This is a genomic window from Streptomyces sp. NPDC085524 (assembly GCF_044541755.1).
Taxonomy (GTDB): Bacteria; Actinomycetota; Actinomycetes; order Streptomycetales; family Streptomycetaceae; genus Streptomyces.
Genome location: NZ_JBITTH010000003.1, coordinates 297,169 through 312,307, shown reverse-complemented (window position 1 = coordinate 312,307; position 15,139 = coordinate 297,169). Strand labels below are relative to the sequence as shown.

Below are 15,139 nucleotides of genomic sequence, written 5' to 3'. Positions count from 1 at the left end.
ATGAGCGCTACGCAGGCAGCAATCACCCAGTTCCTTCCGCTGGCGGCCGACACCTTCGACAAGAACAAGGTGACCCCCGGAATCCTGGGCTTCATCGTGTTCGCGGTCCTCGCCCTCGGGACGTGGGCCCTGATGAAGTCGATGAACCGGCACATGGGCCGGGTGAACTTCGAGGAGACCCCGGAACCGGGTTCCGCGACCGCGGAAGGCACCCGGGCCCCGTAGGCCCCCGCCCCGTCCCACCGCCGCCGCCTTCCGGGCGGGCGGCGGTGTCCCGTCCTGCGGTCGCGGGCGCGCCCGTGCCCGGCGCCGACGCTGCCACCGTCGGGGGTCGGGTGTGCGGCGGGGTGCCCCCGCAGGGCGTCGAACGCAACCACCCTCTCCGTCTCCGACCCCGTGGAAACGTTCGACGGCCGAGGAGGTACCCCGGCGCGCGCCCGGGCCCGGCGGCCGGTTGCGTGCGGGCCGCTGCGCGGGGCCTTCCCCCGCCCCTTCCCGGAACCGGGCTCCGCCCGGCCCGGCCCTCAAACGCCGGACGGCTGAAGGACCCGGGGCTCCGCCCGGGCCCGGTCCGCAAGCGCCGGACGGGCTGGAGGAACGTCGCGGACGCCGTCAGCCCGGACCCCGCAAACCCTCGCCCCGGACCCGTAGCCGGGGGCGGGTGGGCAGTGGGGGACTGCGCCCGGGGGCGAGGGGGAGAGGGCAGGCCCGCGCATCAGCCGCGTACGCACCGCCCGCGCCGCTCCGCGGACCCGCCCGGCCCGCCGCGCCTACGCCGGCTCCGCCGGCCCCGACGGGCCCGGGACGCCCATGATTTCGCGGGCCTGGAGGTTCGGGACCAGGCCGAGACGCCACGCCTGCCAGCCCTCCGCCGGGTCCACGCCCCGGCCCAGGATCACCCCGTACGTCTCCAGGCAGTCCTCCAGCCGGCCGTCCCGCGCCGGATGCGGCGCCGCCGACAGGCGGGCCAGTTCCGCCCGCGCCTCCTCCGGGGCGGACGGCACCGCGTACGCCAGCATCGTGCAGCGCAGGAAGCGGGCCCAGTCCTCCCCGCGCCGGTCCCCGTACGAGATGAACAGCCGCACCGCCTCCTCGCACAGGCCCAGCGCCTGCGAGACCCGGGCGTTGCCCGCGTCCACCACCGCCAGCTCCAGGCAGGTCCACGCCTCGCCGTGGGCCAGCCCGATCCGCCGGAAGTCCGCCCGCGCGTCCACCAGCAGCTGCCGCGCGAAGCCCGAGTTCCGCAGGTTGCCGGTCTGCGCCGCCCGCTGGTCCCGCGTGACGCGGCCCGAGTGGTGCCGGGCGTGCGCCAGCCCGTACACGTCCCGCATCCGCGAGAACATCGTCCGGGCCCGCTCCAGCTCCCGCACCGCCTGATCGCGCTCGCCGGCCTCCTCCAGCGCCTGCCCGAGGTGGTACAGCGTCCACGCCTCGCCGCGCGCGTCCTCCGCCTCCCGGTGCCGCGCCAGCGCGTCCCGCAGCCGCTCCAGCGCCGCCTCCGGATCCCCGTCCACCACCCGGGCCCGCCCCAGCTGGGTCAGCGCCCACGCCTCGCCGCGGTCGTCGCGGGTGCGCCCGTACAGGTCCAGCGCCAGCCGCAGCTCCGCCTCCGCCCGCTCCACCTCGCCGTACCGCAGGTGCACCTGCCCCCGCTGGAAGTGCGCCCAGGCCTCGCCGTGCACGCTCTCGCTCTCCCGGTGCAGGGCCAGCGAACGCTCCAGCAGGGCCGTCGCCTCCGCGAGCCGGCCCAGGTCCCGCTCGACGGCCGCCAGCGCGTGCAGACCCCACGCCCGGTCGCCCGCCAGCTCCGCCGGCTCCTGCATCACCAGGGCCTCACGGATGCGGGCCGCGGCCTCCGGGAGGTTGCCCTGGTGGTGCAGCGTGATGCCGAGCGAGACCAGCGCCATCGCCGCCCCCGCCTCCTGGTGCGCCTCCATGTACTGGTCGACCACCGAGGTCAGCGTGGTGCGGGCCTTGTCGAGCTCGCCCAGCTGGCGCGCAGCGATACCCGTACGCCACTGGACCGACCGCACCAGCCGCCCCTGCCGGTCCCCGCCGCCCCCGCTCGCGGCCCCGCCGCCGTCCCCGTCCGCGCCGCCGTCCCCGGCCCGGCCCGCCGCCACGGCCTGCGTCAGCTCGTCGATCTCACCCAGCCGGTACAGGTCCCCGCGCAGCAGGCAGAAGTCGCACAGCGCGCCCAGCAGGTCCAGCACCGCCTGCTGGTCCACGCCCTCGGAGTGCCGCAGCGCCGCCGTGATGAAGCTCGACTCGTCGTCCAGCCAGCGCAGCGCCGCGTCCAGCGAGGTGAAACCGTGCACCCCGAACTGGTTGGCCCGCGTCGACATCTTCCCGTCGACCATCCGGATCACCGAGTCCGCGAGCTGCGCGTACACCCGGATCAGCCGCTCGTGCGCCGCCACCGCCGGCTCCCGGTCCTCGTCCGCCGCCAGCCGTGCCGCCGCGTACGCGCGCACCGCGTCGTGCATCCGGAACCGCTGCCCGCGCACCCGCTCGATCAGCCCCGCCTCCCACAGCTCCTCCAGCAGCCGCAGCGCGGCCTGCTCCGGTACGTCGGCCAGCGCGGCCGCCGCCGCACCGCCGAGGGACGCCCGCCCGGCCAGCGGCAGCCGCCGCAGCAGCTGCCGGGCCGGCTCCGCGAGCCGGGCGTCCGCGGCCCGCAGCGCGGCCTCCACCGGATGCCCACCCCCGGCCGCGGGGACCACGCCCGCACGCGCCGACGGGCCCAGCATCCGCAGCGCCAGCGGCAGCCCGCCGCTCAGCTCCACGACGGCCGCCACCGCCTCGGGGCCCGCCACCGCCCCGGAGCCCGCCACCGCCTCGGGGGCCGCTTCGCCCGCCCCCTCCTCCGCCGCCGCCCGCACCAGCTCCGCCGCATCCTCCGGGCCGAGCCGCTGCACCGGCAGCTGGTGCACCCAGGCCGGCAGGTCCGCGGGCAGCTCCAGCGGCTCCCGCGCCGTCACCAGCACCAGGCTCTCGGAACGCTCCGGCACCAGCATCCGCACCTGCTCCGCGTCCACCGCGTCGTCGAGGACCACCGTCACCGCGAGCCCCTGCAGATGCTGGTGGTACAGCTCGCCCAGGCGCCGCACCTGCTGCTCGGCCGAAGCCCCCTCGCGGAACAGCAGCTGCTCACGGGGAGCGCCCAGCCGGTTCAGCAGGTGCAGCAGCGCCTCCCGCGTCGACAGCGGAGCCTCCGCGCCCCCGCCCGCCCCCGCGCCCGTCGACCCGCCCCGCAGGTCCACCACGCACGCACCCTTGAACTGGTCCCGCAGCCCGTGCGCCGCCCGCAACGCCAGGGCCGTGCGGCCCACCCCGGGCTCGCCGTGCAGCACCACGACCACCGGCCGCGTCTCCGTGCTCGCCCGCGCCGCCTGCACCCACTGCGCGATCCGGGTCATTTCCGCCCGCCGGCCCGCGAACCGGCCCGCCGGATCCGGGAGCTGCCCGAACGACTGCTCCAGCGCACTGCGCCGCCGGGCCTCCGCACTGCGGTCCGTGCCCCGCAGCTGCGGCGCCGCGGACCGGGGTACCGCGGGGCGGGGCGCCCGGGCCGCCGCGGACACCTTCCGCTGCGCCTCCAGGAAGGGCCGCACGCCGCGCACCTCCAGCGCCGACAGCCACTGCAGGCGCAGCTGCTCCGGCCCGCCCGGCCGGCCCAGCTCACCGGCCCGCCGGTTCGCGGCCGGCAGGTGCAGAGCCGTCACCTTCGCCACCGTCGCCACCGCCCCGGCGATGCCCACGACGGCCCCGGTGGTGAGCGCCGTTCCGGCCGCGACCCCGAGCGCGAGGTCCGTCCCGATGGCCGTGGCCGCGGCAACGGCCGTCACCAGAGCCGCCGTCGACGTGTTCCCGCGCCGGAAGGCCTCCCCGAGGGACTCGTCCCCGGCGGCCGCCTCGTCCAGGGCCCGCACGTACGCCTCGTACTCCGGCGCCGCACTCGCGGCGAGCGCGTCCAGCGCCTCCTTGCCGCGCGCCAGCAGCGCCGCCCGGTCGACGGCCGGCGCACCCGCGACTCCCCGCCGGGCCTCCTCGTCGACGGCCCGCACCAACAGCCGCTCGGCCTCACCGCGATGGCTGTCCCGCATCGGCATCCCCCTAAGAGAGCTCCGGCAACGTGCCACAAGTGTCCGCCGGTACGGCCGATTGCAACAGGGAACTTGAGCTAGATCAGAGGGAGTTGGCCAGTAAGGGAACTGTCGCGCAAATTTCGCGCAGCCGCCCCGCGCTGATCGGGACGGCAGGAACGGGGGGTCTGATGACGGTACGGGGGATCCGCACGCAGGCGCGGGCGGCAGTGGCGGCAGGAGCGGCGATGGCGGCATTGCCCCTCTTCCTGGCCGGATGCACCGGGCAGCCCCCCGCGCCGGAGTTCACGCTCCGCTACGAGGAGCCGGCGCCCGCCGACGCGGCCGGGGCGCGCCTTCTCCGCGACCGAAACCTTGTCGAGCCCGAGCTCACCGACCTCAACGCATACCTCCGCCTCCCCCACCGGGTCACCGTCGTCGCCCGCTCCTGCGCGGGCGGGGGCACCGGCTACGACCCGGCCGAACACCGCATCGAGCTCTGCTACGACGACCTCGCCGAGGACCGCGAACTGTTCGCCCGCGCCGGGTCCCCGCACCCGGACGAGGACCTCGCCGACGTCGTCCGCGAGACGATCCACCACGAGGCGGGCCACGCCCTCGCGGACGCCCTGGACCTCGCACTCGACGCCCGCGCCGAGGAGGACGCCGCCGACCGCTTCGCCCAGCTGATGCTCCTGCGCACCCCCGGGGGCGAGACCGCCCTCCTGACCGCCGCCCGCGCCTACGACCTCGCCGCCGCGGCCGACCCCGCCCCGGACCCCTCGGACGAACACGCCCCACCGGCCGCCCGAGCCGAATCCCACCGCTGCGCGGTCCAGGGCGCCGCCCCCACCCGCCACCCGGACCTGTCCACCCCGTCCCGAGCCCACTGCGCCGAGACCTGGACCGCGTCCCGGGACGCCTGGACCCGCGACCTGGCGCGACTCGTCAGGTCGTAACCGATCGTCGGTTCGTGAGTTAGAGCGAACATCGCAAAAACTATCGATGGGAAAAGGACCATGGACCTTGTGCCAGTGGAGCCCTTACAACTACATCTGCGTGTCGGGCCGCGGCTGTGGGCGATGCGCCATCAGCGGTCCCCTCGTGGAGGACGCGATCGGAAGGCTGCTCTTTCCCGAGGGCGGACAGGGTCGGGTGCGACTGCCGGAGCCGATTCGGCTCCGGTGGCAGTCGGGTGAGATGGGGTTCGAGGAGAAGCGGAAGGTGATCGCATCGGTCTTCTCGCACCTCGTGGTCAAGCCCGGGAGGAAGGGCTGTCAGAGCGGGGACTACTCGCGAGTGGTTCCGGTGTGGAAGTGGGCTGATCGCACGACGGCAGCAGACCCGGCGGCCTGATGGCCCCGTCACGGGCCGGGCACCGGGAGGTGCGGCAGGATGGGAGTATGCCGAACCGCCTCGCGAACGAGACCTCCCCTTATCTGCTCCAGCACGCCGGCAACCCGGTCGACTGGTGGCCTTGGTCGCCGGAGGCGTTCGCGGAGGCGCGTGAGCGCGGTGTACCCGTTCTGCTAAGCGTTGGCTATAGCTCGTGCCATTGGTGTCACGTCATGGCCAACGAATCCTTCGAGGACGAGCTCTCCGCCGCCTACATGAACGAGCACTTCGTCAACATCAAGGTCGACCGCGAAGAGCGCCCCGACATCGACGCCGTCTACATGGAGGCCGTCCAGGCCGCCACCGGGCAGGGCGGCTGGCCGATGACCGTGTTCCTCACCGCGGACGCCGAGCCCTTCTACTTCGGCACCTACTTCCCGCCCGAGCCCCGGCACGGGATGCCCTCCTTCATGCAGGTCCTCGAAGGGGTGCGCACCGCCTGGGAGGGGCGGCGCGAGGAGGTCGACGAGGTCGCGCAGAAGATCGTGCGGGACCTGGCCGGGCGGCAGTTGGACTACGGCAAGGCGGGCGTGCCCGGTCCCGAGGAGCTCGGGCAGGCGCTGCTCGGGCTGACCCGGGAGTACGACGCCGCGCGCGGCGGGTTCGGCGGGGCGCCGAAGTTCCCGCCGTCCATGGTGCTGGAGTTCCTGCTGCGGCACCACGCGCGCACCGGGTCCGAGGGTGCGCTGCAGATGGCCGCCGACACCTGTGAGGCCATGGCGCGGGGCGGGATCTACGACCAGCTCGGCGGCGGGTTCGCGCGGTACTCCGTGGACCGGGAGTGGGTCGTCCCGCACTTCGAGAAGATGCTGTACGACAATGCGCTGCTCTGCCGGGTGTACGCCCACCTGTGGCGGGCCACCGGGTCGGACCTGGCCCGCCGCGTCGCGCTGGAGACCGCCGACTTCATGGTGCGGGAACTGCGCACGGAGCAGGGCGGGTTCGCCTCCGCGCTCGACGCGGACAGCGAGGACCCGGACAGCGGCGAGCACGTGGAGGGGGCCTACTACGCCTGGACCTCCGCCCAGCTGCGCGAGGTGCTCGGCGAGGAGGACGGGGACCTGGCCGCCGCGTACTTCGGGGTGACCGAGGAGGGCACCTTCGGCGGTGACGTCAGCCGCGCCGCGGGCGGGGGGAAGTCGGTGCTGCAACTGCCGCAGGACGGGCCCGTGGTGGATGCCGCCCGGGTGGCCGGGATCAGGCAGAGGCTGCTCGCCGCGCGGGACCGGCGGCCCGCGCCCGGACGGGACGACAAGGTCGTCGCGGCCTGGAACGGGCTGGCCATCGCCGCCCTCGCCGAGTGCGGGGCGTACTTCGAGCGGCCCGACCTCGTCGAGCGGGCCACGGAGGCGGCTGATCTGCTGGTGCGCGTGCACATGGACGGCCGTGCGCGGCTGGCGCGGACCAGCAGGGACGGGCAGGTCGGGGCCAATGCGGGGGTGCTGGAGGACTACGGCGACGTCGCCGACGGGTTCCTGGCGCTGGCGTCGGTCACCGGCGAGGGGGTGTGGCTGGAGTTCGCCGGTTTCCTCGTCGACCTGGTCCTGGACCGGTTCACCGCCGAGGACGGGTCGCTGTACGACACCGCGCACGACGCCGAGCAGCTGATCCGCCGGCCCCAGGACCCGACCGACACCGCGGCTCCGTCGGGCTGGACCGCGGCCGCCGGTGCGCTGCTGTCGTACGCGGCCCACACCGGTTCGGAGGCCCACCGCACGGCGGCCGAGCGGGCGCTCGGGGTGGTGCACGCGCTCGGGCCGCGGGTGCCGCGGTTCATCGGGCACGGGCTGTCGGTCGCCGAGGCGCTGCTGGACGGGCCGCGCGAGGTGGCGGTCGTCGGCCACCCGGAGGACCCGGACCGGGCGGCGCTGCACCGTACGGCGTTGCTGGGGACGGCTCCCGGGGCGGTGGTGGCGGTCGGGCTGCCTCGGGCGGCGGACGGCAGCGGGGGCGAGTTCCCCCTTTTGGCCGAGCGCACTCTCGTACGGGACCTTCCGACGGCGTATGTGTGCCGGCACTTCGTCTGCGCGCGGCCTACGACCGATCCGGTCGAGCTGGCCGAGCAGTTGGGTGTGGTTCGTCCCTGAAGCAACCGGAGTAGCGTCAATTCCGGTTAGGCGTGCATGAGTTCGGTTACCCCTTTTTTATCCGTACAGCATCTGAGTGTCATGTTCACTGCCTAATGTCATCTCTTCGAGGGTTACCGGAGTGTGGCTGGAATGGCCACTGTGACGGCGCGCTGAGGGGTGCGCGCACGAGGGGAAGCGGGAGCTGGGGGCGGTGGGCCGGGGGGCCCGCCGCGAGCTTCCGGGGGGTTTGACGAACTGCCGCTCGGGGTTGCGGCATGCCTGGGGGGGACGCTTTGTTCACCGCTGTGTTCATTACGGTCATTTCGCTCGCGCTCTTCGGGATCGCCGCGTTCACGCTCTGGTGGCAGATGCACGCGTGGCGCACCCCCGAGGTGCTCGCCTCGACCCGCTTCAACGCCCCCGACGGGGGCGGCCGCCTGTCCTTCTCGCTGCTGCTGCCGGCCCGCCACGAGCAGGCGGTGCTGGAGCACACCATCGACCGGCTGCTGGAGTCGAGCCACACCGACTACGAGATCATCGTGATCGTCGGGCACGACGACCCCGAGACGGCGGCGGTCGCCGAACGCGCCGCGGGCCGTGCGCCCGACCGGGTGCGGGTCGTCGTCGACCACCACGAGACCAAGAACAAGCCCAAGGCGCTCAACACCGCGCTCCCGCACTGCAGGGGCGACATCGTCGGGGTCTTCGACGCCGAGGACCAGGTCCACCCCGAGCTGCTCGCCCACGTCGACCACGCGTTCCGCGCCAGCGGCGCCGACGTGGTCCAGGGCGGGGTCCAGCTCATCAACTTCCACTCCAGCTGGTACAGCCTGCGCAACTGCCTGGAGTACTTCTTCTGGTTCCGCTCCCGCCTCCACCTGCACGCCGAGAAGGGCTTCATCCCGCTCGGCGGCAACACGGTCTTCGTGCGCACCGACGTGCTGCGCGAGGCCGACGGCTGGGACCAGAACTGCCTCGCCGAGGACTGCGACCTGGGGGTGCGGCTGTCGTCGGTCGGCAAGAAGGTGGTCGTCGCGTACGACTCCGACATGGTGACCCGCGAGGAGACGCCCGGCTCGCTGATGAGCCTGCTCAAGCAGCGCACCCGCTGGAACCAGGGCTTCCTCCAGGTCTACCGGAAGAAGGACTGGCAGCAGCTGCCGGGCCGCGGCCAGCGGTGGCTGGCCCGCTACACCCTGATGACCCCCTTCATGCAGGCAGCGTCCGGGGTGATCATCCCGGTCAACTTCGCCGTCGCGGTCTTCCTCGACGTGCCGGTCGGGATCGCGTTCGTCACCTTCCTCCCGATGCTCGCGGCGATGGTGACCTTCGTCTTCGAGGTCGTCGGACTGCACGACTTCGGCCGCCAGTACGGGCTGCCCGTGCGCTTCGTGCACTACGTCAAGCTCGTCGTCGGCGGCCCGTTCTACCAGGTGATGCTGGCGGGCGCGGCGATCCGCGCGGTCTGGCGCGAGCACCGCGGCCGCAACGAGTGGGAGCTGACGAGCCACACCGGCGCGCACCTGGACACCGCGCCCGCGGTGGACACCGCCCCGCCGGCCGGGGGCGCCGCCGTCCCGGCCGCCGTTCCCGGCCGGCGCGCTGCCGCCCCGGCCGCCGTCGGCACCGCTGCCGCCACCACTGGTGCCAGTGCCGGCGCGACCGCCACCGCCACCGCCACCGCGATCCGAGAGGACAGCCGCCAGTGACCGCCACCCTGCCCACGGCCACTGAACCCCAGTCCCCGGCCGCCACCGTCCCCGCCCAGCGGCGCAGCCCGGCCGGCGGGCTCGGGGTCCGGCCCGCGCCGCTCCGGCCGCTCGTGCGCTTCCGTTCCTCCCGCCCCGACCTGCTGCTGTGCGGGGTCCTGCTGCTGGTGACCGTCCTCGTACAGGGCTGGAACATCACGAATTTCCCGACCCTGAGCGACGACGAGGGCACCTACCTCGCCCAGGCGTGGGCCGTCCAGCAGGGCGACGGCCTCGCGCACTACACGTACTGGTACGACCATCCGCCGCTCGGCTGGATCCAGCTCGCGGGGCTGACGTACCTGCCGTCCCTGTTCGTGCCCGACTCGATGACCGTCGCGACGATGCGGTTCTCGATGCTCGCGGTGTCCGCCGCCAGTTCCGTGCTGATCTACGTGCTGGCGCGCCGGCTGTGGCTGCCGCGCTGGGCGGCCGGGCTGGCGATGGGCCTCTTCGGGCTCTCGCCGCTCTCCGTCGTGCTCCAGCGGGAGATCTTCCTCGACAACATCGCCGTGATGTGGATGCTGCTGGCCTTCTGCCTGGCGGCGTCCCCGAGCCGGCACCTGTGGCACCACTTCGCCTCCGGGCTGGCCGCCGCCACGGCCGTCCTGACCAAGGAGACGATGCTGGTGGTGCTCCCGGCGCTGCTGGTGACGATGTGGCGCCACAGCCACCGCGACACCCGCAAGTTCGCCGTCACCGGGGCCATCACCTCCTGCGCGCTGATCGGCCTGTCGTACCCGCTGTACGCCCTGCTGAACAGCGAGCTGCTGCCGGGCGCCGGCCACGTCTCGCTCATCGACGGCATCACGTACCAGATGAGCCGCCCGGGCTCCGGCTTCATCCTCACCCCGGGGTCCGGTTCGAACGGCGTCTTCCGGTCCTGGCTCTACTACGACGCGGTCCTGCCGCTCGGCGGGCTGGCCGGCGCCGTGCTGCTGATCGCCACCGTCCGCTGGTCCGTCACCGCCCGTGCGCTCGCCGGCCCCGCGCTGGCCTGCGTCATCCTGGCGCTCGTCGCGATGCGGCCCTCCGGCTACCTCCCGGCGATGTACGTGATCCAGGCGCTGCCCTTCCTCGCGCTCGTCCTCGCCGGGGGTGCGGCCAGCGTCACCCATGCCGTGCTGCGCCGCCGCCGGGATCCGGGAGAGCGGCGCGAACTGCTCTGGGCGCGCCGGGCGTTGACCGTGGTCCTCGCCGTGTCCGCGGCGGTGTACGTGCTGCCGCGCTGGTACGAGGGCAACCGCACCGCGCTCACCGCCGACGCGAACGCCCCGTACCGGCAGGCCGCGGCCTGGCTCGGCCGGGAGGTGCCCGACCCCGAGCACACCCGGGTGCTGCTCGACGACGCGCTCTGGCTGGACGCGGTGCACCGCGGCTTCGAACCGGGGCGCGGGGCGATCTGGTTCTACAAGGCCGACCTCGACCCCGCCGTCACCAAGACCCTGCCGAGGGGCTGGCGGGACATCGACTACGTGGTGTCCTCGCCGACCGTGCGCCGTGACGCCGTGGACCTGCCGAACGTGAAGGCGGCACTGGAGCACTCGACCGTCGTGGCCGTCTTCGGCGAGGGCGAGGACCGCATCGAGATCCGCCGGACCGACCGCACCGACCGCACCGACCGCGGAACGGGCACCGCGGGCGCCGCCTCCGCCGACCGTCCGACCGGGAGCTGATCCGCCATGACCGAGGACCTGAGGTCCCTCCATGCCCCGGTCGGAGCGGAACTCGCCGACCCGGGGACCCTGACCGGCAGTGTCACCCTCATCATCCCGACCTTCAACGAGTCGGGGAACGTGGCGGAGCTGCTGCGCCGGCTCGGTGACGCGCTCCCCGAACACCTGCCCTGCGACGTGCTGTTCGTGGACGACTCCACGGACGACACCCCGGCCGTGATCGAGAAGGCCGCCGCCGACCACCCGTTCCCGGTGTCGGTCCTGCACCGCGAGGTGCCCGAAGGGGGCCTCGGCGGAGCCGTCGTCGAGGGGATCCGGCGGGCGGACACCGACTGGGTCGTCGTCATGGACGCCGACCTCCAGCACCCGCCGCACCTGGTGCCCGAACTCGTCGGCGAGGGGATGCGCACGGGCGCCGACCTCGTCGTGGCCTCCCGCTACATCAGCGGCGGCAGCCGGGCCGGGCTGGCGGGGAACTACCGGATCGCCGTCTCGCGGGGCGCGACCTGGCTGACCAAGGGCCTCTTCCCGCGCGCCCTGCGCGGGATCAGCGACCCGATGAGCGGCTTCTTCGCGATGCGCCGCTCGGTGGTCACCGCGGACGCGCTGAAGCCCCTCGGCTACAAGATCCTGCTGGAGCTGGCCGTCCGCTGCCGCCCCGGCAAGGTCGCCGAGGTGCCGTTCGTCTTCCAGGACCGCTACTCCGGCGAGTCCAAGTCCACCGCCCGCGAGGGCATGCGCTTCCTGGCCCACCTGGCCTCGCTGCGCTCGGCGACGCCACTGGCCCGGATGATCGGCTTCGGCCTGATCGGGCTCTCCGGCTTCGTGCCGCACCTGGCCGCGCTGTGGCTGCTGACGCACACCGGGATGCACTACCTCCCGGCCGAGATCCTCGCCAACCAGGCGGGCGTGCTGTGGAACTTCGTACTCATCGAGGTCCTGCTCTTCCGCGACCGGCGCCGGCACCGGCACTGGGCGGACCGGGTGGGCCGGTTCGCGCTGCTCGCCAACGCGGATCTGCTGCTGCGCATCCCGCTGATCGCGGTGTTCGTCGCGAAGCTGGGGATGTCGGTGCTGCCGGCCACGGCGCTCGCGCTGGTCACCACCTTCGTCCTGCGGTTCGCGGCGACGGAGGCCCTCGTCTACCTGCCGCGGAAGACGCCCAAGCCCGAAGAGAGTGCCAGGAGTTGAGCCGCACAGAAGGGGACTTTCCATGCGCCTGAAGATCCGGCGGGGGGCGGGGCGGCGGGCCGCCCTGCTGACCGTCGGTGCGATGACCGCGGGCCTGCTGCTCACCGCACCGCAGCAGGCCACGGCCGGAGCGCCCAATCTGCTCTCCAATCCCGGTTTCGAGACGGCCGGCGCGCCCGGCTCCGACATGCCGTCCTGCTGGAACAAATCCGGCTGGGGCGACAACGACTTCACCTTCGCGACCGTCGCCGACGCGCACACCGGCACCAAGGCGATGAAGGTCACGCTCACCCGCCGCGTCTCCGGCGACCGCAAGGCCCTGGTCACGGAGAACGCCGCGTGCGCGCCGACGGTGGTGCCGGGGAAGCAGTACGACCTGTCCGCCTGGTACAAGTCGAACACCCCGGACGTGTCGGTGACGGTGTTCCGCCACGACACGACGGCGGGCTGGCAGTACTGGACCGACCTGCAGAACCCGCCGGTCAGCGCGGCCTGGGCGCGCACGGAGGTCCGTACGCCGGCGGTCCCGCCCAACACCGACAAGATCGCCTGGGGCATCTCGGTCTACGGGGTGGGCACGCTCACCACCGACGACTACGCGCTGGAGGAGGTGGGTGCGGTCCCGCCGCAGCCGTCCTGCTCGGGCACGGCGGAGGAGTGCGCCAAGGGCAAGTGGGAGGTGATGGCCACCAAGAACCCCGTGCGCTCGATGCACGCCGTCGTCCTGAAGAACGGCAAGGTGCTGCTGATCGCCGGGTCGGGCAACGACATCTCCCAGTTCAACGCGGGGACCTTCACCTCCGCCGTCTACGACCCGGTGGCCGGCACCGTCAAGACGATCCCGACGCCGGTGGACATGTTCTGCTCGGGCCACGTGCAGCTGTCCGACGGCCGGGTGCTGGTCATGAGCGGCAACAAGGGGTACCCGTCCGCCGACGGCAAGATCGGCTACCAGGGCCTGAAGGACTCGTACACCTTCGACCCGGCGACCGAGACGTACACGAAGACCAACGACATGAACGGCGGGCACTGGTACCCGTCGGCGACCATCCTCGGCAACGGTGACGTGATCTCCTTCGGCGGTCTGAAGGAGGACTCCACGGGCAACGTGACCGCGGAGAAGTTCTCGGCGGCGCAGAACAAGTGGCTGCCGATGAACGAGGTCAACCAGACCTGGTCGTACTGGGGCCTGTACCCCTCGATGATCCTGATGCAGGACGGGCGGCTCTTCTACTCGGGCAGCCACACCTTCGGCAACGGCACGCCGGGCACCGGCTCGTCGATCTACGACTACGACGCCAACACCATCACCGACGTGCCCGGCCTGCGGAACAAGGACGAGCGCGACGAGTCGGCGAGCGTGCTGCTGCCGCCCGCGCAGGACCAGCGGGTCCTGACGATCGGCGGCGGCAACAACGAGCGGAACCCCGCCGCCAACCGCCTCACCGACATCATCGACCTGAAGGCGGCGAGCCCGACCTACACGGCCGGCCCCGACCTTCCGCAGGGCCAGGTCGACCAGGGCGCGGGCAAGCGGCCGCAGACCGGGGCCGAAGGCAAGATGTTCGTGTCCGCGGTGCTGCTCCCGGACGGCAAGGTGCTGGAGACGGGCGGCGGCCTGCACGACCGGGCCGACCCGGTCTACGAGGCGTCGTTCTTCGACCCGGCCACCAACACCTACCAGCCGGGGCTGGCCACCGACCCGATCCCGCGCACCTACCACTCCGGCTCGTTCCTGCTGCCGGACGGCCGGGTCATGTCGGTCGGCGACAACCCGGGCAACGGCACGTACAACCACAACGTTTCGATCTACACCCCGCCGTACCTCTTCAAGGGGGCGCGCCCGCAGATCACTTCGGTGATCGACAACCAGTGGGTGTACGGGGACACGCAGCGGATCACCGTCAACAGGGCGGTCGCCAAGGCGGAGTTGATCCGACCGGCCGCGGTCACCCACTCCTCGGACCCCAACCAGCGGTTCGTGGACCTGCCGATGACGGTCGTCAACGGGACCACCATCGACCTCAACGTCACCAGCAACCCGAACCTGGCGCCGCCCGGCTGGTACATGCTCTTCGCGGTCGACGCGAACGGCGTCCCGTCGATCGCGCAGTGGGTGCACCTGGGCGGCCCGCCCGCACTCGCGGCGGCGGCCGCCGCCGAGCAGCCGACCGCGCACGAGCACACCTTCGCGGACAAGCTGGGGCCCGCGAAGGACAACCCGGCCCCGCGGGACTCCGCGCCGGTGGCGCCGACCGTGGCGGGCTGTGACCGGCACTACGGCACGGTCAACGTGTGCGTGCCGACCCGCTTCCCGGCCGAGGTGAAGGAGACGACGAAGGCCCGCTGCGACTGGCTGGCCGCCCACCAGTACCCGAAGCGCATGAAGGTCAACGGCAGCGACCCGCTCCGCCTCGACCGGGACCGGGACGGCTACACCTGCTAGCCGTCCGCGCATGACCCGGGGCCCGGCCGCGCACAGCGGCCGGGCCCCCGTGCGTGCAGGACCATCCGGACCAATCGGGCTGCGCGTGAGGGTGAGATCCGGGGGCGGCGCGTGACCTCCGTGCTCCGTCGGCGCCACCTTCGTTCGACGTGGACACCACTCACATCCCCGTCGGCGGGGAACACAGAGCACCGGAATCCGAGCGCTGCGCCTGCGGCATCCTGCCGCCGTTCATGCTCGAGCGACTGGCCGAAGCCGACGACCACGGGATCCGCGAGGCCGCCCAGAAGACCCTCGCTGTCGACGGCGATCTCCGGCAGAAGCGGGAAGACGCTCCCAGAGAAGTGGAGGGCGCGGTCCCGGTGGGCCCGGCCCTCCTCCGGCGGACGGTCTTCGACACCCACAACACCCTTCGACTGCCCGGCGATCAGGTCAGGGCCGAAGGGAGAGGACCCGGTGGTCGACGGCAGAGCTGGTCGAACGGGTCCTGCGCGACGGCAGGCCCTAGCCCGGGCCGCCCGCAGGCGGG

At 73.2% G+C, this 15,139-nt stretch carries 9 protein-coding genes; 8 read left to right on the top strand and 1 reads right to left on the bottom strand.

Features of this window, described 5'->3' with window-relative positions; all coding sequences use genetic code 11:
* Entirely contained in the window at positions 1 to 225 is a 225-nt protein-coding gene (locus tag ACIGFK_RS06355) for a hypothetical protein (RefSeq protein ID WP_376658229.1), read from the top strand.
* A gap of 545 nt (positions 226 to 770) precedes the next feature.
* Here ACIGFK_RS06355 and ACIGFK_RS06350 read toward each other — a convergent pair.
* On the bottom strand, positions 771 to 4,106 hold the full coding sequence (locus ACIGFK_RS06350) for a tetratricopeptide repeat protein (protein WP_400050763.1): 3,336 nt from the start codon (positions 4,104 to 4,106) through the stop codon (positions 771 to 773).
* Between the two features lie 227 nt (positions 4,107 to 4,333).
* Between ACIGFK_RS06350 and ACIGFK_RS06345 the strand changes: the two genes are divergently transcribed.
* The 7 genes from ACIGFK_RS06345 (at position 4,334) to ACIGFK_RS06315 (ending at position 14,610) form a co-directional block, all read left to right on the top strand.
* Positions 4,334 to 5,044 (top strand): DUF4344 domain-containing metallopeptidase, encoded by a 711-nt coding sequence (locus tag ACIGFK_RS06345; protein ID WP_376658227.1) that lies wholly within the window; start codon positions 4,334 to 4,336, stop codon positions 5,042 to 5,044.
* Between the two features lie 145 nt (positions 5,045 to 5,189).
* Positions 5,190 to 5,441: a hypothetical protein gene (locus ACIGFK_RS06340; protein WP_376658226.1), complete on the top strand. Its 252-nt coding sequence runs from the start codon at positions 5,190 to 5,192 to the stop codon at positions 5,439 to 5,441.
* Between the two features lie 47 nt (positions 5,442 to 5,488).
* Positions 5,489 to 7,567 (top strand): thioredoxin domain-containing protein, encoded by a 2,079-nt coding sequence (locus ACIGFK_RS06335; RefSeq protein ID WP_400050761.1) that lies wholly within the window; start codon positions 5,489 to 5,491, stop codon positions 7,565 to 7,567.
* A 257-nt stretch (positions 7,568 to 7,824) separates the two neighbouring features.
* Entirely contained in the window at positions 7,825 to 9,258 is a 1,434-nt protein-coding gene (locus ACIGFK_RS06330) for a glycosyltransferase (RefSeq protein ID WP_400050759.1), read from the top strand.
* Positions 9,255 to 10,973, top strand: a complete 1,719-nt coding sequence (locus tag ACIGFK_RS06325) for an ArnT family glycosyltransferase (protein ID WP_376658223.1) — start codon at positions 9,255 to 9,257, stop codon at positions 10,971 to 10,973. Before ACIGFK_RS06330 ends, ACIGFK_RS06325 begins: the two co-directional genes overlap by 4 nt.
* Before the next feature lie 6 nt (positions 10,974 to 10,979).
* A complete protein-coding gene (locus ACIGFK_RS06320) occupies positions 10,980 to 12,164 on the top strand; it encodes a glycosyltransferase (RefSeq protein ID WP_400050757.1) in 1,185 nt (394 codons plus the stop codon).
* 22 nt (positions 12,165 to 12,186) lie between these two features.
* Positions 12,187 to 14,610, top strand: a complete 2,424-nt coding sequence (locus ACIGFK_RS06315) for a galactose oxidase-like domain-containing protein (RefSeq protein ID WP_400050755.1) — start codon at positions 12,187 to 12,189, stop codon at positions 14,608 to 14,610.
* Positions 14,611 to 15,139 lie beyond the last annotated feature (529 nt).